Annotated in this window: 19 protein-coding genes and 1 tRNA gene; 10 read left to right on the forward strand and 10 right to left on the reverse strand. The window is 48.3% G+C overall.

The window, feature by feature from the left end:
- Positions 1–89: 89 nt before the first annotated feature.
- Positions 90–563 carry a hypothetical protein gene (locus ACQKLP_RS12325; RefSeq protein ID WP_427323049.1) on the forward strand — a complete coding sequence of 158 codons (474 nt, stop codon included), beginning with the start codon at positions 90–92 and terminating at the stop codon, positions 561–563.
- Between the two features lie 163 nt (positions 564–726).
- On the opposite strand, the gene ACQKLP_RS12330 is transcribed toward ACQKLP_RS12325, so the two are convergent.
- The 5 genes from ACQKLP_RS12330 to ACQKLP_RS12350 all read right to left on the reverse strand — a co-directional run bounded on the left by ACQKLP_RS12330 (position 727) and on the right by ACQKLP_RS12350 (position 8,989).
- Positions 727–1,839 carry a redoxin domain-containing protein gene (locus ACQKLP_RS12330; RefSeq protein WP_427323050.1) on the reverse strand — a complete coding sequence of 371 codons (1,113 nt, stop codon included), beginning with the start codon at positions 1,837–1,839 and terminating at the stop codon, positions 727–729.
- Positions 1,840–1,855: 16 nt separating this feature from the next.
- The gene (locus ACQKLP_RS12335; RefSeq protein WP_427323051.1) at positions 1,856–3,376 is read right to left on the reverse strand and encodes a RagB/SusD family nutrient uptake outer membrane protein; all 1,521 of its coding nucleotides are present in this window, start codon (positions 3,374–3,376) and stop codon (positions 1,856–1,858) included.
- A gap of 10 nt (positions 3,377–3,386) precedes the next feature.
- On the reverse strand, positions 3,387–6,875 hold the full coding sequence (locus tag ACQKLP_RS12340; protein ID WP_427323052.1) for a SusC/RagA family TonB-linked outer membrane protein: 3,489 nt from the start codon (positions 6,873–6,875) through the stop codon (positions 3,387–3,389).
- A 191-nt stretch (positions 6,876–7,066) separates the two neighbouring features.
- Complete coding sequence (locus ACQKLP_RS12345) at positions 7,067–8,314, reverse strand: FecR family protein (protein ID WP_427323053.1); 1,248 nt, start codon at positions 8,312–8,314, stop codon at positions 7,067–7,069.
- A 93-nt stretch (positions 8,315–8,407) separates the two neighbouring features.
- Positions 8,408–8,989, reverse strand: a complete 582-nt coding sequence (locus tag ACQKLP_RS12350) for an RNA polymerase sigma-70 factor (protein ID WP_427323054.1) — start codon at positions 8,987–8,989, stop codon at positions 8,408–8,410.
- Between the two features lie 154 nt (positions 8,990–9,143).
- Between ACQKLP_RS12350 and ACQKLP_RS12355 the strand changes: the two genes are divergently transcribed.
- The 3 genes from ACQKLP_RS12355 to ACQKLP_RS12365 all read left to right on the forward strand — a co-directional run bounded on the left by ACQKLP_RS12355 (position 9,144) and on the right by ACQKLP_RS12365 (position 11,831).
- Complete coding sequence (locus ACQKLP_RS12355) at positions 9,144–9,962, forward strand: SseB family protein (protein WP_427323055.1); 819 nt, start codon at positions 9,144–9,146, stop codon at positions 9,960–9,962.
- A 274-nt stretch (positions 9,963–10,236) separates the two neighbouring features.
- Positions 10,237–10,309, forward strand: a tRNA-Lys gene (locus tag ACQKLP_RS12360).
- 262 nt (positions 10,310–10,571) lie between these two features.
- Positions 10,572–11,831, forward strand: a complete 1,260-nt coding sequence (locus tag ACQKLP_RS12365) for a site-specific integrase (protein WP_427323056.1) — start codon at positions 10,572–10,574, stop codon at positions 11,829–11,831.
- Between the two features lie 7 nt (positions 11,832–11,838).
- Here the strand turns inward: ACQKLP_RS12365 and ACQKLP_RS12370 are convergent, their stop codons facing one another.
- The 4 genes from ACQKLP_RS12370 to ACQKLP_RS12385 are packed head-to-tail and all read right to left on the reverse strand — an operon-like array spanning position 11,839 to position 13,216.
- Complete coding sequence (locus ACQKLP_RS12370; protein WP_427323057.1) at positions 11,839–12,264, reverse strand: hypothetical protein; 426 nt, start codon at positions 12,262–12,264, stop codon at positions 11,839–11,841.
- Between the two features lie 11 nt (positions 12,265–12,275).
- Positions 12,276–12,740: an antitoxin Xre/MbcA/ParS toxin-binding domain-containing protein gene (locus ACQKLP_RS12375; RefSeq protein WP_427323058.1), complete on the reverse strand. Its 465-nt coding sequence runs from the start codon at positions 12,738–12,740 to the stop codon at positions 12,276–12,278.
- Between the two features lie 2 nt (positions 12,741–12,742).
- Positions 12,743–12,961, reverse strand: coding sequence for a hypothetical protein (locus ACQKLP_RS12380; protein WP_427323059.1), 219 nt, complete (start codon positions 12,959–12,961; stop codon positions 12,743–12,745).
- A gap of 24 nt (positions 12,962–12,985) precedes the next feature.
- Positions 12,986–13,216: a hypothetical protein gene (locus tag ACQKLP_RS12385; protein WP_427323060.1), complete on the reverse strand. Its 231-nt coding sequence runs from the start codon at positions 13,214–13,216 to the stop codon at positions 12,986–12,988.
- Positions 13,217–13,537: 321 nt separating this feature from the next.
- On the opposite strand from ACQKLP_RS12385, the gene ACQKLP_RS12390 reads away from it, so the two are divergent.
- The 6 genes from ACQKLP_RS12390 to ACQKLP_RS12415 all read left to right on the forward strand — a co-directional run bounded on the left by ACQKLP_RS12390 (position 13,538) and on the right by ACQKLP_RS12415 (position 18,061).
- Entirely contained in the window at positions 13,538–13,822 is a 285-nt protein-coding gene (locus ACQKLP_RS12390) for a helix-turn-helix domain-containing protein (protein WP_427323061.1), read from the forward strand.
- Between the two features lie 196 nt (positions 13,823–14,018).
- Entirely contained in the window at positions 14,019–15,389 is a 1,371-nt protein-coding gene (locus tag ACQKLP_RS12395; protein ID WP_427323062.1) for a DUF3696 domain-containing protein, read from the forward strand.
- A complete protein-coding gene (locus tag ACQKLP_RS12400) occupies positions 15,386–15,889 on the forward strand; it encodes a hypothetical protein (RefSeq protein WP_427323063.1) in 504 nt (167 codons plus the stop codon). The genes ACQKLP_RS12395 and ACQKLP_RS12400 overlap by 4 nt, the downstream gene beginning before the upstream one ends.
- The gene (locus tag ACQKLP_RS12405) at positions 15,886–16,566 is read left to right on the forward strand and encodes an RNA ligase family protein (protein ID WP_427323064.1); all 681 of its coding nucleotides are present in this window, start codon (positions 15,886–15,888) and stop codon (positions 16,564–16,566) included. Before ACQKLP_RS12400 ends, ACQKLP_RS12405 begins: the two co-directional genes overlap by 4 nt.
- A 228-nt stretch (positions 16,567–16,794) precedes the next feature.
- Positions 16,795–17,529, forward strand: coding sequence for a DUF6597 domain-containing transcriptional factor (locus ACQKLP_RS12410; RefSeq protein WP_427323065.1), 735 nt, complete (start codon positions 16,795–16,797; stop codon positions 17,527–17,529).
- A 133-nt stretch (positions 17,530–17,662) separates the two neighbouring features.
- The gene (locus tag ACQKLP_RS12415) at positions 17,663–18,061 is read left to right on the forward strand and encodes an SRPBCC family protein (protein WP_427323066.1); all 399 of its coding nucleotides are present in this window, start codon (positions 17,663–17,665) and stop codon (positions 18,059–18,061) included.
- A gap of 39 nt (positions 18,062–18,100) precedes the next feature.
- Here the strand turns inward: ACQKLP_RS12415 and ACQKLP_RS12420 are convergent, their stop codons facing one another.
- Complete coding sequence (locus ACQKLP_RS12420) at positions 18,101–18,583, reverse strand: GNAT family N-acetyltransferase (protein ID WP_427323067.1); 483 nt, start codon at positions 18,581–18,583, stop codon at positions 18,101–18,103.
- Between the last annotated feature and the right edge of the window lie 176 nt (positions 18,584–18,759).

The raw sequence follows: 18,759 nt of genomic DNA on the forward strand, positions 1-18,759 counted from the left end.
GATGTCAGTTAGCCCGAGCGCTGGCGACAGTGAACACAGATTGTAACCCTTTTTTACCCTTATTCTTTTACCCTAATCAATGATTCGTTATGAAAAGATTAATCCTGTTGACCTTATTCAGCGCAGGCTGTTATCTTTCGCATGCGCAGACCTTGGCTGAAACCCCGCGCCCCAGTGCAGCCGGGGCAGTTTGTCCGACACCGTCCAACGACGGAATCAAAGTCAGTAAAAACGGCCCTTGCCAGTCGAGCACTACATTCGACGTAGGCTTGGCCGACTATTACGCATCCAGCACCACCTCCGCATGCAGTATTTTATCCTCGAGGAACATTACGGAAGTGGAATGGCAGGTGTACCCGCCGGCGGGCAGTTATTCCATTACCTGGGGCACAGGCGTGTTCCAGTGCAGCGGGGTGACCAATTCAGGTTTCTCGCTGACGTTCAATCCCACTGATCCGAACCTGCCGATCAGCTTCCTGTTCCGGGTGAAGAACAGTTGCGGGGAATGGAGCGATTGGAGCGCGGGCTTCGCGATATTCAAGAATCGCTGCGGGAACTGGTAGCGGAGAATCTGCTTTCAACTGAACATCGAAATCCCGGCATGCCGGCAGCTGGTTTTTATACCTGTAAACATCAGCTGAAAGTATCTGAAGTAAAGGGCTTCCCTGTTACAGGAAGCCCTTTCCAGGTTTAGAATGATGGCGTAAGAAAGAATATCCAAGCAGATTAGTGGCCAAACAGCTCTTTGAGCTTTTTTTCTATTTCCCCGTCGCCGTTTTCACCGAATCCCACTTGCTTCATGATGATCTTTCCTTCCGGGCTGATCAGGAAACCGGTAGGGACGGCCGTTACGGCAAAGCTGTTCACCGATACGTTTTTCGTATCCAGTACCTGTGGCCAGGGCAACTGTTGCTTTTGCAGCTCGCTCAGCCAGGCAGCCTTTTTTTCGTCGATGGAAATTCCGAGTATCTCGAACGGCTCGCCTTTATATTTCTGGTACAGCTCCTTCATATGCGGGAACGACGCCTTGCAGGGGCCGCACCAGCTCGACCAGAAATCGATCAGCACATATTTACCGCGATAGCTGCTGAAAGCGACCGGCTGGTCTTCCGGCGAATTCAACGTAAAATCGGCGACATCCTGGCCAGGTACCGCGCGTTTATAGCCGATGAGCCTTGCCTGCACGTCCATTGCCGGACGTGAGTGTTTTTGAAGCGGGCTCAGTTTATCGTAGAAACGCTGAAGGTCCTGTTCCGGAATGATGGGTTGATAGCGGCCCAGTATGTAGGCTGCAATGTAAGCATCCGCATTGGCTTCCACGAAATTGCCGATGTACGGAATGAGCCGTTGCATCATCAGGCCCAGGAATTCCGCATTATAGGCCGAATCGTGTTTGGGCTTGTTCTCGAATCGTTTGCTCATTTCCGCATTTATTTCCAATCGCTGTTTTTCCCTTCCCTGTTCAAATGCCTGGAAGGCAACGGCCGATTTGCTGCCGCTGATCTTACCGGCGCGAAAGCCTTTGGCGGGATCGGTAACGTCGATGTTAACCGTGCCGGGCCTGTCGGCCACAACCGGGAAGGCGGGAGACGGTGGCTTCAGGCGGGTATCATGCTCCGCCTGCAATGTGGGGACCGCATCTTTTACCCAGGGAATACGGATGGTGAACCGGCCATTTTCCACTTCCACCGAATCCTTTCGTATGCCCGATTCCAGCACATACACTTTGTTGTATCCTTTCAGATCGCCTTTTACGGTCCCTTTTATGATAATCTGTTGCTGGGCGGCAGCGCTGGAGGCGAATCCAGCCAGGATCAATACCGGCAATAACTTTTGCATGTTCATCGGTTAAAGATTAATAAGGACGGGTTTCGAGGGGGATGCCCCAATTGGGATTGAACTTCAGTACCACATTGCTGATAGGGATGATGAAATCCTTCGAGTCGATAGTGGCCTGGAAAGTTTGTCCGCCCATTTTGTGTTCGATCCTTGTTTTGGACCAGGGCTTGCCTGTATCGAGGGTAAAGCGTTTCAGGTCGAGGAACCTTTTGAAGCCGCCGATGGGGAGCTCCCGCCTCCTTTCTTCCAGCACCCATTGGATCACCTGGTCCTGCGTGCCCATGGCAAGATCGGGCGTGCCGGTTTTATGCCGGTATTGGCGGAGCGTGTTGAGATCGGCCATCGCCAGGTCGAGCTTGTTCATCCTGGCATAGCCTTCCGCCCGCATCAGTAAGATCTCGGGCCAGGAGAACCCGTCCGTCATTTTCGTTTTCCGGAAACGGTAGTTGCTGATGCGCATGCCGTCGTCGTACCCTCCGCCGAGCGTTGTTTTGTACCCCGGGGCGTTGAGATAGAACAGGCTGAACCGGAGATCGGTGGAGCGGTCGTACAATGCCAGCAGCTCTCCGGAAGGATAGGAGAGGGAAGCGCCGATGCCCGCATCTTTATCGGTGGCCCTGTAAAAGAGTATTTCCCGGCTGTTGACGAGGTTCACGAGCCCGTCTTGCGACGACAACAACAACGAAGTCAGCGGTCTGGCCGGATCCGCCAGCCTGAATTTGTTGTAATCATATAACACGTTCGCCGCTCCGCCTGCCGCGGCCCAGGCCAGGTTTGCATAATGCACCACGCTGTCGGGCTTTTGGGTGAACAGGTGGTAGTAAGCCAGCATCGCATGGCCGGTGGCCTTGTTGGCGCGGGAAGGCCAGGTAGACCGCGTGGGAAGGTCGGGCAAAGCAGCATGTAATTCCCTGAGTACCCTGGCAGCCACTTCCGCCGAAGTGGATAATTCCGGGATTGGTTTATTGATATCGACGTCCGTTACGTATGGAATGGTTTTGGCGGCGTTGGGGGAACCGGGTTTAAATACCGGCCCATAAATCATGTTGGCATTAAAATAACACCAGGCCCTCGCTACCAGCGCCTGTGCGGTGGAGGTGCGCGCCACTGCGGCTTCTTCCTGCGTTTTCCCGCTGATGCCGCTGATGCCTTCGATGACGTTGTTAAAGTAGGATATCTGCGGATAGATGCCCTGCGACCCGGCGCTCCAGAATGGATCGTCGAGATTGGGGTTTTTGTAAGGCTGGCGGAAAATATAAGCATAGTACCGTTCCACATTGGGATGGCTGCTGAGCACGAAGCCGACTTTGCCCTGTCCTTCCGTCATTTCCAGGTTATCGCCCAACTCGGCGAGCAGGGAGCCTTTGTTGCCGTCCAGGAAATTCAGGTCTACCGTGCCGGTGTTGTCCAGCAGATGGTCGAAATCCGCTACGGAAGAAGGGATGAGCTTTCCTTTGGGCTTCACGTCCAGGTATTCTTTACAGGCGCCCAGGCATAAAGCGGCGGAGAGGAAAATCAGATATTTTTGATTGCGCATAAGGATCGGATTAAAGATTGATGGAAAAACCGATATAACATTCAGGTCGCATCGGCAGCGCCCGGTTAACGGGCTTGTTCACGGTTTGCTCGATAGTTTCGGGATCGATCCCCACATTGTTGGCCGTCCATGTCAGGAGATTGCGGCCCTGGAAATAAACCCTGGCATTGCTGAGGCCGGTGTTGCCCCAGATTTTGTTGTCGAGCTTGTAGGAAAGGGTGAGGTCCCGCAGCTTTACGAAATCCGCTTTCTGGACCAGCATTTCCGTATACGGGAAATACCAGGCATCGGTATTGAAAGCGGCGAGCTTGGGATAAATGGTATGCGCCTCGTCGCCGGGCTTGCGCCAGCGGAGGGTCACGTCTTTATGATCGAAATTGTCGCCGTTGTAGGTGTCTTTGCGGAAAACGCCGCCCATTTGCCCGATCACCATGAAGGAAAGGTCAAAGCGTTCGTAGCTGAAGGTATTGGTAAGACTGAGGATGAATTTCGGCCGCGCAGTGCCGGAATACACCATGTCTTTCACGGTCAGGTCGTTCCCGTAGATTTTTTTGCCTGCTTCGGAATAGTATTGCGGCGTTCCGGTATTGTCCAGTCCCGCGAAGCGGTAGCTGAAAATGCCGTCGAGCGGGTAGCCGGTCCTTAACACGGCGCCTGCATTGCTGCCGAGTATGGTGCTGGAAAAGCTGAACGTGAGGAAATTGGGGCTGGGATAATCGTAGTTGAACTGCAGTACTTTGCTCTTGTTGTAGCTGCCGTTGAAGAAGACGTTCCACCCGAATTTATTGCCTTTCACGACATCCGCGTCCAGGGAAAGCTCGATACCGGTATTCCTGGCGGAACCGGCGTTCCGGGTGACCATGAACCTGCCATAAGTGGGATCGATGAAGTCGGGCGCCAGGAGGTCTTTGCTCAATTTGTTGTAATAATCGAGCGTAAAGCGGAGCCTGCCGTCCATCATGCGCACATCCGTCCCGATATTGGTGATGATGGTGCGTTCCCAGCGCAGGTTATTGTCGGGCAACGATGAAATGGAATAGGGGATGCCGCCGGTGGTGGCCGAGTAGTTCGCCGGTGTGATCAGCAGGAACGGGCCCTGGGTAAAGGAGATATTCCCGTTGATGCCGTAGGAGCCGCGGATGTTCAGCTGGTCTATCCAGGGAACGTGGAAGAATTTCTCCTGGCCGAGCTTGTAAGTGCCGCCAACAGACCAGTTGGGCTTGTACCGGTATTTGGGATTGGTGCCGAAGAGGTTGCCCTGGTCGATGCGCGCGCTGCCGCTCAGAATGAAGCGGTTGTCGTATTCATAGGAGCCGTTCGAATAAACGGAGAAGAAGCGGTTATCGCGCAGGGAATAGGAACCGTTGCTGAGCACGTTCATCCCATCCGGGAACAGGAAGTCCGGTTTATAGGCGTTGCTGTTGAAATCGAGGTAGTTGAAAGTGGCGAATGTTCCGGCCTGGTCGTTATAGCCAACCCTGCTGGGAGCGGCGTTATTGTCTACGAGGTCTTTATTCAGCTCACTGCCGGCGATCACCGACACCCGGTGAACGCGGTTGAACGATTTTCCGTAGTTGAGCTGCGCCCGGAGGGTATAGGCTTCGCTCTGGCTGCGGGTTTCGTTCATGATCGCGCCTTCCGGCAGGTAATGTTTGCCGGGGCTGGAGATGGAAGACGCGGCGTTGTAGAACGAACGCACATACAACGAGTTGGCGCCGCGCATGTTGCGCAATACGCCGCTGCCCCTCGTCCAGGAACCGCCTGCTTCGGCGGTGAGACCGTCGAGGATGTTGACGGAGATACTGGCACCGAGCCTTGCCATGAACGCCTGGTTCCGGGAGGTGGAAAAACCGAGGTCGTTCAGCGGGTTGTATTCCATGGATTTGAGCCCGCCGTAATCCTCGTAGCGTTTGACGAGGTCTGGCCTGACCGCGGGAATTGCCTGCGGATGACCGTTTTGGTCAACGATATCGTAATAAGGCTTCATGATCCGCAGGGTGGAGAAATCGAGCATATCACCGGCTTCCAACGGCGTGTTGTTATTATTGAAATTGATATTGGTAAGCATTTTGATGCTGACCCGGTCCGAGGGTTTCCAGTCGTTTTTAAGGTCGAGGATCAGCCGGTCGTTGCTGTTGCCTTTCATATTGCCTTTGTTGGCGATGTAGCGCACCGCGGCATTGGTGGCGAACTTGTCCGAACTGGCGGAAAGGGAAATGTTGTGTTGCTGCGTGGTAGCCGGCCGGTATAAATACCGCTCCAGCTGGCCCAGTGTATTGTTCGTTCTCAGCTTGCCCAGCTCCGCATTCACTTCGGCTTCCGTCAGCAATCCCTGCGCCTGGCTGATCAATAACTGCGTGACGCGGCCATAGGCGGAGTACGTTTCATAATCCCAGCCAACGTTGGCTACGTCGCTGTTGTAATAGTCGATTTCCGCATCCACGTAATCTGCGGCGCCGGTTTTATTGAGGTAGGATAATTGCGGGCGGAACGTCATGCCGGTGCTGCCTTTGTAACTGAGCTGCAGCTTCCCGCGTTTAGCCGTTTTGGTGGTGATAACGATCACGCCGTTGGAGGAGCGGGCGCCGTAAATGGAAGCCGCTACGGCATCTTTCAATATAGTGATGGTTTCTACGTTGTCGATATTGACGGATTCCAGTCCCCCGGGCGCAGGGTACCCGTCGATCACCACGAGCGGCTCGCCGTTGGCCAGAAAGGTGGATCTCCCGCGCACTTCCACTTTACCTTCTTTGGTGATGGCCACGCCGGCTGCCTGTCCTTCGAGGGCCGTCAGCAGACTGGGCTGCAGCTTGCCTTCCAGGCGCCGGGTTTGTACGGATGAATAGGAGCCGGTCATCCTTTCCCGGGAAACGGTCTGGTAGCCGGTGTTGACGGTCACCGCTACTTCGTCGAGTTTCGTAGCGGCCCGGGCGAGCTGTATCGTCAATGCAGGCCGTCCTTCTTTCAGCATTTCGGCGGTAACTGCCATTTCGCGGGGTGTAAAGCCGACGTAGGAGAACCGGAGCGTGTTCCCTTCTGCGGCGGTGATGGAAAAGCTCCCGTCGGCGGCCGTGGCCGTTCCCTTTTGGGTTTCCTTCACCTGTATGCTCACGCCGGGCAATGCCGTTCCTTCCATATCGGTCACCTTTCCTGTCAATACCGCAACGGGAGCGGGTGCGGCCTGCGTTTCAACGGAGGTGCTGCGCGGCTTGCCCGACAGGATAATGGTTTTGCCCTGGAGCACATAATCCAGCTGCTGGTTCTTTAAAATGAGGTCCAACACGGTTTTTAAAGGAGCGTCCGCAACGGAGAGCGAAACGGCTTTTGATCCGTGCAGCAATTCTTTGTTGCTGAACACCACATATCCTGTTTGCTTTTCGATGGCCGAAAACACTTTCTTCAGTGGCAGGTTTTTGCCGGAAAGCGTGACGGACTGGGCAGAAGTTGCGCCCTGCACGGAGACCAGGGCTGTGACGAGAAAAAGAGGTAGCAGCCTCATCGCTTTTGAAATTTGTGCCGACAGCCTGTTCCCCTGCAGGGCAGAGAAATTCAGGCAACCATAAGCAGTTTTTTGCATAAATTGTGAACTAATTTTGGTTGTAAATAAAAACGGTGTATGAACCTTTTATGAAACAGCTAAAACCCGCCGGAAACGACGCCAATCGGTTCCGGCATTTTATTTTGGCTGCATCAGGGCAAAACGATCAGCGTTCTGCCTTCCAGACGAAAATGGACATTTGATTTTTCCAGTGCTATCAATAAACCTTCGAGCGGAATATCCCGCGTCATTTTTCCTACGAATTCAATTTTAGGTACGCCGGCCGCGTATTTGACGTCGATATCGTACCAGCGCTTCAGCTGGCGCATCACCTCTTCGATGCCAACGTCATCGAAATCGAACACCCCGTTTTTCCAGGCCAGTACCTTGCCGGGGTCTCCGGGCCTGACGGTCATCTCACCGGCTTCGCCGCCGTGAAGGGCCAGGGCGGCCTGTTCTCCGGGCTTCAAAACCACTTTCTGCCTTCCTTCCGGCCGCTGTGTGGTAACCGCTACCTTGCCTTGCAGGAGCGTGGTGTTGAGCACTGGTTCGTCGGTATAGGCGTTGATGTTAAAATGGGTGCCCAGTACTTCCACCTCAAACCGGTTATCGGCGTTCACGATGAAGGGTAATGTTTCACCTGCTTTTTTCATGGCGGCCACTTCAAAATAAACTTCCCCGCTGATCGCGACGCGGCGGGCCTCCTGCGTGAACTGCGTGGGGAAACGGATGGAGCTGGCGGCGTTCAACCAGGCGGAGGAGCCGTCGGGCAGGATGATTTTGTATTGCCGGCCTTTGGGAGTGGTGAGGGTATTGAACGTTTCTGCCGTGGCCGATTTGCCGTTGGCTTTGTATTGGAGCTGGCCGTTGCTTACCGAGAGGTCGGCCCCGCTTTGCTGGGCAACAACGCCATTCCCGACAGAATCGAGCTGGATGGTGGACCCGTCGGCCAGGGTAAGAATGGCGCCATCCTGGCCGGGCAGGATTTGTTGTTGTATGGATTTCGGTGGCTGTTGCGCCAGCTTGGGTTGTTGGCGCGGCATGAAATACCAGGCACCGGCGACGAGCAGCAAGATAGCCGCTGCGTAGCGAATCCAGGGCGCGCGGAGGAACGTCATGGTGCGGGAGGGGGCCGGTTGCGGGAAGTGTTGCCGGTGGAAATCCGCCAGTACCGGCTGTGCGGCGGCGGTAAAGTTGCTGTATTCCCTGTTGAGCCTGGAAAGTCCGTCGCCCGAGCGCAGCGAGTCGTACCATTCCTGGTGTTGCGGCTTTTGCTCCAGCCAATGTTGCAGCTCGTCCTTTTCCGCATCCGTCAATCGGTCGAGCTTTTCCTTAACGGTCAGTGCTGCAGCCCGCAGCAGGCCGGGCAATTCATGTTCCGGCAAATTGTCTGCATCCATCGTTTCTCATGTCTATTCACTATATGACAACGCATATGTCCGGGAATTGACTTCCGGCTGGCAAAATTTTCATAGAAATAAAAAAGTAATCTGTTAGTCGGCGAGGAACAGGCTGATAAGGGCCATGCCGGGAACGATTTTTCCCCGTAATAGTTTGATGGCCCTGGCTTTCTGATGGCTTACCGCGGAAGGGGAGATGCCCAGTTTCTGGGCGATTTCGCTGGTGCTGAGGCCTTCGATGTTGAGCTGTATCACTTTGGTGCATTCGGGAGGCAGGGTTAGGATGGCCTGGTGCAGCAGGCGAACGGTTTCCGCGTGAAACACGTTTTGCAGGATGTCTTCGTAGGTCTTGTCTTCCAGTTCCGCTTCGTAACCCTGGACTTTCTTTTCGTTCCGCTTGCGCTGTTTGAGGAGGTTGAGGGAGCGGTTGCGGGTTGCGGCATACAAATACGCGTTGATGCTCCTTACTTCGATCAGGGCCGTCCTGTTTTTCCATAATTGCAGAAAAACTTCGGATACGATATCCTTTGCGGCGGATTCGTCGTTCACGATGCCATTTGCCAGCAGGCATAACGCCGGGAACATTTCCATGAAAAGCGCATCAAATGCTGCTATGTCGCCTACGCTTACACTTGAAATCAAATCTTTCTCACTATGTAACTCTCTATTTTGCAATACTTATTTCACTTTTGAGTCATACCGGCGTTTCAAAGATAAACGGAAGGGGAAAAAAATCCTAACGATGCGGCGGAATGGAGGGAAGAGGGGAAGATCAACATATAACCCTTATTTTTACCGGGTAACTATACCATTAAACTAAAAGTGAAAAATGGGCATATTCGACATATTCAAGAAACGGAAACCCGAATCGACATTTCCGGAAAACGAACTGGAGCGTTGCCTGATGCAGGCAGAAGCGGACCTGTCTGCCCGGAAGGAATTTTACCAGAAATTATTATGGAACAGACTGTTTGTACTGACGCCATTGGAGCCCGGGTTGACGGCTGGCTACCAATCATCTGAAAAGGAGACTACCGTTCGGTTCATCACTTTTGATGACGGGCAGATACCTGTTTTCACCTCAACGAACCGGATTTTCGATAAAGGCATTGTAAAGGAAGAAGTGTCTTTCCTGGGCCTGGACGGCAAAGACTTGTTTGAAGTGGCGAAAGGAGCCACTTTTATATTGAACCCATTTTCGGCTTACGGGAAAACGTTGGCGCCGGATGAAATTGAAAGTATCGTGAATGGATCGATTTATGACCAGATCGACGCATTTGAAAAGGAAAAATCCCGGTTAGAGATGTTTAATACCTTGTTTGAACAGGCCGGGAGAAACCAGCAAGGGCTGATCATTTTGAATGGATATCATGCCAGGAAGCTGGATGCCGCAGAAAAGCAGCTGTTAGAGACTTCTATAAAGGATTTTCAAAAATGCCTGGAAATGGTCCCTGATCACTGGCAAAGCATGGTTTTGATGGCGAAGTCGCTCCAACGGCTGGAAAGGCACGCTGAGGCACTTGAGCTGTTGGAGACGGCATTTAATATTGAAAGTGAAAGCCACACCATTCCGATGGAAGCTACTTTGGAGGCGTTGCATCTCGATCAGCTCGACAAGGCATTGTTTTATTCTGAAGCTGCGATGTAGCGGAAGCCTGGTGATTTCGTGCTGATGGGTAATCACGCCATGAATTTGCTGTTGGCCCAAAAGGATAATGAAGCCAGCGTCCTTATTATAAAGGGTATCAGCTTGCAGCCTTATGATCCGGTGAACAGGAACATAGAAGTAATTGTGCGTGATGTGACGGCAGGTAAGAGGGCAAGGCCGACTTTTAAGGAGTTGACTTAATTGAGCAGGAGTAAATGTTTTTCATTTTTTGTATGTTAATTTAATATTACTTACATTTGCTCCCACCAATCACGACTCTGTAGCTCAGTTGGTAGAGCAGCTGACTCTTAATCAGCGGGCCTAGGGTTCGAGTCCCTACAGGGTCACAGACGAAGTGAACAGACTTCGGCAAATTTGTAGAAAACCGCGTAAATACAATGTTTACGCGGTTTTTTTATAAATAATCCGTAGAATATTGTACAAAAAGGTTCAGATAGTTCGGTTAGCGCATCGGTTAGCGTACCAGCACCGTATATTCGCTAACCGATCAGCGGTCAAACGTTGTTCCGGCTTGAGTTTTACCAGTTTCGCCCAATTGACAGGACAGGTGAACTAGCAACAAGATTGGTAAACGTAAAACCGCGTAACATGCGAAACGAACATCAAACTTTCTCTCTCCTTTTCTGGCTGAACCGCCATCGCTGTAAAAACGGTTTGCCCACTATCTACCTGCGGATTACGGTAGACATGAAACGGGTGGAAATCTCCACTACCCGCCAGGTCGAACCGAAACTTTGGAATCAGGTTGGCCAATTCGTCAAGGGGAACACTTCCGACGCGAAGGCAATCAACCAGCAGCTTACCATCATGAAGGCGGACATCCACCGCCATTTCCTGCAGCTACAGGCGCTTGACAAAGCCATAACCGCCGAAGCCGTTCGGAACGCCTATCTCGGAATTACGGAAAAACAGCGGACGCTCATCGAAGCCTTTGATTTCCATAATCGCCGGTTTGCGGAAAAGGTTGCCGTAGGGAAAAAGGCTCCGGCTTCCCACCAAAGGCTTGAGATTGGACGCGCGAAGGTGCTGGCGTTCCTTAAAAACCAGTATAACCAGTCAGACAAACCACTTGCCGACCTCAAACACTCCTTCATTGCGGATTTCGAACACTTCCTGACCACCAAACAGGGCATGACAGGCAATACGGCGACTAAATACCTTAAAATTCTTAAACAGGTGGTTAAAATGGCCGTGGAGCAAGGCTGGATAAATCAAAATCCTTTTGCAGGCTTTACATGCAGGTATGAAGATCCGGAAAGGGAAAGACTGACGATGGAGGAAGTAATGGCCATCTACAAGGCGGATTTGCATATTGAACGCCTGCGGGAAGTCCGGGATGTATATATTTTCTGCTGCTTTACGGGTTATGCGTATCAGGATGTTTATAGTCTAAGGCAAGACAATGTAACCATAGGCATAGACGGGGAAAAATGGATAATTAAGAACAGAATAAAAACGGATAACCCCGAACGTGTGCCGCTACTGCCCATCCCGCTAGAAATCATTTCCCGCTACAAAGACCATCCAGAATGTTCAAATAGCGGCCGGTTGCTCCCAGTTAATAGCAACCAGCGGTATAATGCATATTTGAAGGAAATAGCCGTTTTGTGCAAGGTCGACAAGCATTTAACCACCCATACCGCCCGGCACACCTTTGCAACCACGATTACGCTGGAGCATGATGTTCCCATTGAAACGGTGAGCCAGCTCTTAGGGCATAAAAGCATCCGTACAACACAGATTTATGCGAAAGTGACGCAACGGAAGATCAGTAACAATATGCAGGCGTTAAAACATAGATTGGTGGGAACTGCCGCTGATAAAGCGGGGCAAAAGGAAGCAAAGTAATTGGGTATTATTTGACGGCAAACGTCTCCTCAATAACAACCTCGCTAAAAAGTGGGTGGCGAATATTTATAACATAATTGGACTGACTTGGCCAATCGCGCGACTGATATTCGGCGCATAGTGCGGTATTATTATGTAAAAATACGTCTACCCAACTACCCAATTTCCTATTTCCGATCTCCCTTTCCTCATACAAACAGGCAGGGCTTTCCGTGATATGTTTCCGTTCAGTATCCGGAAGTCCATAGATTACAACATGGAATGTTGTAGGGAAACCAAGCACAAGGCTATAAAACGGGTGCTCCAAAACCGCCATAGCAAAGGAGTCGAAAGCCAATAAGAATGCATTATCATTAGAGATGGTTGCGCCGAATCCGGGGTGCATCGAAAGTTCGTGAACCAATGATTTGTGTATGATCCTGTAAAGTTTCATGCAATGAATCTTTAATAGTACCCTGTTCTGATTTCATGCAGCGCCTGCCTTACCTCCAACAAACCCGGATGCGTATTAATAACATCAATAGGGCGATGAAAGACAAATTTCTCACTGGGCCTTTTCATCCATTCGTTGAATAACTCAAATTCTCCCATTGAATCCACTCCGTAGCTGTACAATTCCAAAATGGCCATTATCCTATCACTGACAACCGGGCCGAACTTATCTTCTTCTTTCATCGGGGCCAATTCGCCAGAATCCAGCAATAAAAGCCTTTCCATGAGCGCCCCATCCATCCGGAGAAACGTAATCAGGTCGGCCAAGTATTTTACCGTTATGCCATTTAAGACCATTTCTTCCTTTTCAGAAAACGGAAGTTTTGCGAACTGTTGGAAGAAGCGGTCAGTTTGCCCATGAAGCCCATCCACGGTTTTTCGGGGCCTACCGCGTTTTTTGGGTGATTCGTGGTTCATAGCTATTTATTGGCGTGAGAAATAAGTTGTTTTGCCATTTGTTTGGCAATGTTCTGAATCGCTTGCTTTTCGGCCGGTGTAAGTAATTGCCCCGGCTTGATTTTTCGATAGAACGTTGGGATGCTCCAGCCGCAGTCTAAACAAACCCGCCGTTTAAATTCTTGGTCCATTTCTATAACGTAGGCTGCAAGGGTACTTAAAAAGGAGGCTACTATTTCCATGATTGAAAAGTTTAGGTGTTGGTTTTAGAAATTATGTTTCTTGATGATGATGGTTGTAGGAATTGGGCTATTATCTAATTCAAGGTCTTGATAAGAAATCTCCCCGTTGTTGATAGGGATGTGCCGGATGGCATAATTCGGGGCAAATAGGTCTTGACCGCCTGTGAAGTAGACGGTAAGGTGTACGACGCCCAGGTGTTGAAGCTGCTTTACGAACTCCCGGGTTAAATCCTCGATGATTTGTGATTTTTCCATAATCCGGAATTTTGGGGCAGGGATTCCGGGCATAAAAAAGGCGCGGAACTCAACCTGCCGCCGGCGAGCCCCTTGGAAAGGCCCTGAAACGGACAAGAAGAGCCCGCGCACGAACGCGAGCTTCCCTCTTCCGTCTCATTTCGTATACTTTCCAAGGTATTTGCCGGTGAGACTTCAGAAGCAGCTACTAATATTTTTAGTCCTGCGAATTTATGCGAATATAGGAAATATTTCTAACTACGTAAAGTATTTAGTAACTACTTTATATTTAGCCTTATTATTTAGGGTTACTGTTAAGTAAGAGATAGGTTTACTTTAAGTATGGCAAAGAGAATTACAGATAGAAAGAAAGCGTATGCTGAGAACGTCACCCCCAAGAAAACGATTCTGGCAAAATTAGGTAAAAGGATTAAGGCTGCACGCAAGGCGTCGGGCTTTTCTTCCGCAGAACATTTCGCCTATGACCTGGAGATCAGCCGCCCCATGTATAGCGCCTATGAAAATGGGAACGACATGCGCGTGTCCACGCTATTCAAAATCATCGAAGGAATGGGCATGACCATCCCGGAGTTCTTCGCCAAATTCGACGAGCCAAGCAAGGGATAAAATGGAGCCGCCCGGCGTTGTTGTAGACAACAATACATCTTGCTATCGCCCCAACCGGGCGATCCAATTACTCAATTCCATTTATTCAAACGCCGGCTGTTCCTTTTACTTTTTATAAAAAGAATCCGTTAGAAATGGACAATGTTTTAATTATAATGTATTTTCATTTTTCTCATAGGTATTTAAAGTTTAATAAATGATCCACGAACTAGACATAAAGAATTTCAAAGCTTGGGCCGCTTCAGGAAAAATACGAATGGCCCCCCTAACTATTTTTTGCGGGAATAATAGTTCCGGGAAATCATCAATTGCGCAGTTTTTACTTATGTTAAAGCAAACAATTGAATCTTACGACAGACAAAGGGTTTTGCATCTAGGAGATGAAAAGTCATTAGTAGATCTTGGGGTATTTCATGATGTCGTTCATAACCATAATGTAAAAAACAATTTGGAATTTAAGTTATCATTTGATACTGATGAAATTACAATAACTGATGCTGTCAAAGGTAAGCAATTGGGTAGTTACACCCAACTAGAATTCGAAGCTAAAATTTCATCCCCCTCTAGTGAAGGTATAATTCAATTGAAAAAATTCCTGTATACATTGCCCAACGGGCATCCAATGTCATTTGGCCTTCAACTTGACAAAGGCAAATACAAGTTAATAACCGACAACTATTCTGCAAAAAGGCAAAAGGGCAGAGCATGGAACGTAGGCCAGCCAGAAAATTTCTTTGGCTTTCCGAATGAAGCCGTTGCATATTATCAAAACACCGGATTTCTACAGGATTTGTCGCTGGCTATTATTAATCTGTTCAAAAGCATGTATTATGTTGGACCTTTAAGAGGACACCCTAAACGAGTTTATCAATTTTCTGGCCAAGTTCCTCCAGACGTTGGTGAAAAAGGCGAGCAGTCTATAAATGCTATACTTGCTGCTAAGTCTCAAGGGAGGATGATATCTAAAGGGTTTAAACAGAAAAGCGAACAATTTGATGTGTTAATCGCCAGATGGCTTGTACAAATGGGTTTAATACATAGTTTTAGAGTAATTCCTATAACTAAAGGACGAATTGAACATGAAGTGAAAATTAAAATTAATGCCAATTCACCTGAAGTGTTAATCACTGATGTGGGTTTTGGCATTTCGCAAATATTACCTGTAATTGTGCAATGTTTTTACGTTAAAGAGGAGTCTATACTTTTCTTTGAACAACCAGAAATTCACCTTCATCCATCTGTTCAAGCGCATTTAGGAGATCTTTTTATAGAGGCAATTCATTCTAGGGAAAATGGGCAAGAACGGAATACGCAAATTGTAGTTGAATCGCATTCAGAGCATTTGATACGAAGAATCCAAAGAAGAATCGCAGAAGAAAAGCTAAATGCAGACGATGTTGCTCTATATTTCATAACGCAAGAATCCGGTGAGGCCAAACTAATTGAACTGGAGGTAGACTCAAATGGAAATATAAAAAACTGGCCGAACAATTTCTTTGGGGATGATCTGGAAGATCTCAGAGCAATGACTTATGCAGCCATGAAACGAAAAACGAGTAAAAAATGAGTGAAGTTATTATTGATACAAATATACCGCTTGTAGCAGGAGGCTACTCAGACATGCCTGATTCATGTCGCGAATCGTGTATCCAACTAATTGATGAAATTATCGAAAATAAGCACATAGTTATTATTGATAACATTTACAAGATTATTGGTGAATATGAAAACAAAATTCAATATATCAGTGAGGTAAATTATGCAAGGCAATTTTTAAAATGGGTATATACTAACCAAGGAAATGATACTCGAATAAGAAGTGTTGAATTAACTGAAATAGCGGAAAATGAATATGAAGAATTTCCTGACGAAATAGAAGATTTTGACCACTCAGATAGGAAATTTGTGGCTGTTGCAATCGCAAATGACTACAAAGCGCCAATATATCAAGCTTCTGATAGTAAATGGATTGGGTGGGAACAATCTTTAAATGAAGTAGGTGTACAAGTTGTTTTCCTTTGCAAAAAGAGTCTTGCAGAAAAGTTTAGAAAAAAAATGAATCGATGAGTTTTTTCAAATTTCCTCGCACACCACATTTATTTGTCTTGCCGGGGTTAAATATAAGAGACGATAAGCAATTGTCAGATGTAGAAGCAAATGAATTTTACTTACATGAGGTTGTTGTTGAAGAAAAGATAGATGGTGCAAATATCGGAATATCATTGGATGAAGAAGGTAATTTTAGAATTCAAAATAGAGGAGCTTACATTGATTCTAGCAGTCATCCTCAATTTGCCAAACTCACAGAGTGGATGTACCTAAGAATGCTATCATTAAAAGATGTTTTAATAGGCCCGAGAATCATTTTTGGCGAATGGTGCTATGCAAAGCACTCAATTTATTATGAGACATTGCCTGATTATTTCCTAGGATTTGATGTATATGATTTAACACATAGGTATTTTTTGCCTACACATGAAAGAAACTATCTTTTTAAACAATGTAATATTCATCCGGTTCCATTAATTGGCGAAAAAAGATTCAAAAAAGCTGAACTTATAACTATATTGAATACAACGAAATCGGCGTTTTCAACTGCAAGCATCGAAGGGCTTTATGTCAGGCTGGAAAATAAAACGAGACTAATTAAGCGTGCTAAAATAGTAAAGGAAGATTTTGTACAAGAAATTGATGGACATTGGAGTAAAGGGAAGCTAATTAAGAATTTAGTTGTCTCTCTATGAGTTTATTTTGTTGTTTCGTGATAAATTCCGAACTTTTCACCGTTCACCTCCATTGGGAAATTGGCATAGAAAGTTAGCTATTCGGTTAACAGAGTTGGAGAACAATCTGAACCTCAACATTTACGCACCTCTACAAACATAATTCTGTCCCCTACAGGGTCACCTTCAAGGGACAAGTCTAATCAAGGCTTGTCCCTTTTTTATCCTGCCATGTAATACCCGCCAATAATGAGCTACCTCGAATTCAAGCCGCATCACTCGCTTCAAGATAATATCGACTGTTACTGGACGATTCGCCACAACATATCAGCTCCCCGCACCCGTAAGATTATTCCCGACGGCTGCGTCGATATTATCATTAACCTGGGCGACAAGCTCCATATCGTTTCCGAAAATAGTGTCATCGAAAACGAAGCCGTTATTCTGGCCGGCCCCATGACCCATTTGAAGCTGACCGAAAACGCGCCGCATACGAATATCATCGGCATCCGCTTCAAGCCCTTCGGTTTTCATGCGTTTTTCGAGTTCGGCGATTTAAGCGACATCCAGGATATTTCCTTGCCGCTGCGTCCGAAAGATGTCCCTGATTACAGGAGCTTGCTTTCCAAAGACCTCATCATGCACCTCGACCGGTTCTTCCTCGGAAAATTGAAAGAAGCATCCCACTATGTACAGCATATCGTCCATTCGCTGGACTTCAGCAAACCCCTGGAAGTTCCCAAAATCGCAAGTGAGCACCATGTTACGGAAAGAACGCTGCAGCGGCATTTTCTGAAATATGCAGGGTTGCCTTTAAAACGATACTTCAGCATTATGCGGGTGCAACAAGCGATGCGGCTGTTGGGATCGGGGAACTATGGCAGATTATCCGATATATATTACTCGCTCAATTATTATGACAACGCCCATTTTACGAAAGAGTTTTCGAGGCTGACCGGTTTTTCTCCTACCGTAGCGCAATAATGTCGGATACTTACAAATCGGGGCCAGCCGGGCGCCATACATTTGTGCTATGAAGCTGTTTATCATGTTCCTTGCCACGGTAAGTATTTTACACTTCCCGGGGGCGGAAATTATGCGAAAAAAAACGTCCAATATGACATACCCGGCAAAGCACATCAGCATTTCGATCAACAAGCCTGCAGACCAGGTGTATCGATTTGCGTCCGATCCGGAAAATTTTCCGAAATGGGTGAAATTCGTGAAGTCGATTCGTCCGGATACGGGAAATGCCTGGCTGGCGGAAACGGATTTGGGGCACATCCGTATTGATTTTGCGCCGAAAAACGAGTTTGGGGTCATCGACCATTTGGTGACGCTTCCGGATGGATCAACCATCAACAATCCCATGCGGGTAATTGAAAATGCGATGGGCAGCGAATTTATATTTACACTTTTCTGGATGACCGGCAGAACGGAAAAGGAATTTACGGAAGATGCGAAGCTGGTAGAAGCCGATCTGCAGCAACTCAAACAAATACTCGAATCGAAATAGTCATCTTTGCGTTATGCGGCCGAAAATGAGGCCGGCGCATTATCCCAGCCGAAAGATCAATTCCTCGATCTCCGCCTGCCGTGCATTGGCGAAACCTTTATCGGTGCCGATCATATTGAAGCCGCATTTTTCCAATACCCTCCGGGAGCCGATATTGTCAAACGCAACCCGCCCGAAAATAGGCCTTGTGGTTTCAATAGAGAGCAAATGCTGCAGTGCCGCCGTTGCGATGCCTTTTCCCCAATAGTCGCGGTCTATCCAATAAGTGATTTCAGCTTTTCCTTCCAGGATGAATTTCGCGATGCTGCCAACAATGGTTGTGTCGACGAGGATTGTTAGCATAGTGATGGATGGATCTGCAAGGTGCTTGGCGTATTTTTCGAGATAGGCTGGTTTGTTGGTGGGGTCTTTGGCGGTGAATGCGGCCAGGTAATTTGCTTTGCTATCTAGTTGGAACTGGAAGAAAACTTCGAGGTCGGGAAGTTCAGTGGGCCGGAATTGTATTTGAAAGTTAGGCGTCATAGTGAATTGATTGTCCTGGTTTTGAATAAGCTGGTGCAAGTGGTTTCAGGCATAATTTACGCAAATTGTCGGAGAAGCATTTGTGTTATTTTCGGCCGTGCTTTCAAGGAATAGAAATATGTAATCAAGTTTGGTTAAACCAGAAAAACCACCGGAATGTACTTTCCATTACACGA

Origin of the sequence: Chitinophaga sp. NPDC101104 (assembly GCF_050277495.1) — a bacterium.
In the GTDB taxonomy this organism is placed as follows: Bacteria; Bacteroidota; Bacteroidia; order Chitinophagales; family Chitinophagaceae; genus Chitinophaga.